1 protein-coding gene is annotated in these 636 nt (G+C 58.2%); it reads left to right on the forward strand.

Annotated features, from left to right (window positions below):
• Positions 1-499: substrate-binding periplasmic protein (locus FXV83_RS42210; RefSeq protein WP_148745882.1), on the forward strand; the 499-nt coding region annotated here is incomplete at its 5' end.
• Positions 500-636: the final 137 nt, after the last annotated feature.

Consider the following 636-nt stretch of genomic DNA (forward strand, 5'->3'; position numbering starts at 1 on the left):
CTTTTCGAGACCTTACGCAAGCAGCGGTGTTGTTCTTGTGGTTTCATCTCAGTCTTCGGTTCGGCGGCTTAACGATTTGCACGGTCAGAAGGTTGGCGTCACGGTTGGCACCATCGAGCACGAGTGGCTGGCCAAACACGGCTTTCGCGTTTCGGTCTTCGCCTCCCAAGAGGACATAATTGCCGCGATCGAAGCAGGCGAAATCGAAGTCGGCGCCACAAACCCAGTGACTATCGGCTGGTATCAGCACGAACACCCGAGCACGGCAGTGAGGATACCCCACGGATGCGAGCCAGAGCCGGCACTGCAGTGGAGCGTTTCAGTCGGGCTTCGCGGAGCGGACGATGCACTGATTACAGCTGTTGATATTGCGGTGGCGCGAGTGATCGAGCAGTCGATGCCAGCACAGATCTACGCGAAGTACGGCATTCTCTATCTACCCCCCCTCCGGCAGAGGTCACCAGTGAAGATGCGCGCACCAGCAACCCTGGAGGTATAATTGAAAATTCTTCCGCTTATGGCCCGTTTGAGACATGCCGGCCCAGTCTGACGATGTCTGCTCATCCGGTTAGACCGGAAGCGCCCGGCTCAGGGGCAAACCGACGCGATTGACCCAGATGTATGGTCCGGCCGCGC

It is taken from the genome of Bradyrhizobium hipponense (assembly GCF_008123965.1).
Classification (GTDB): Bacteria; Pseudomonadota; Alphaproteobacteria; order Rhizobiales; family Xanthobacteraceae; genus Bradyrhizobium; species Bradyrhizobium hipponense.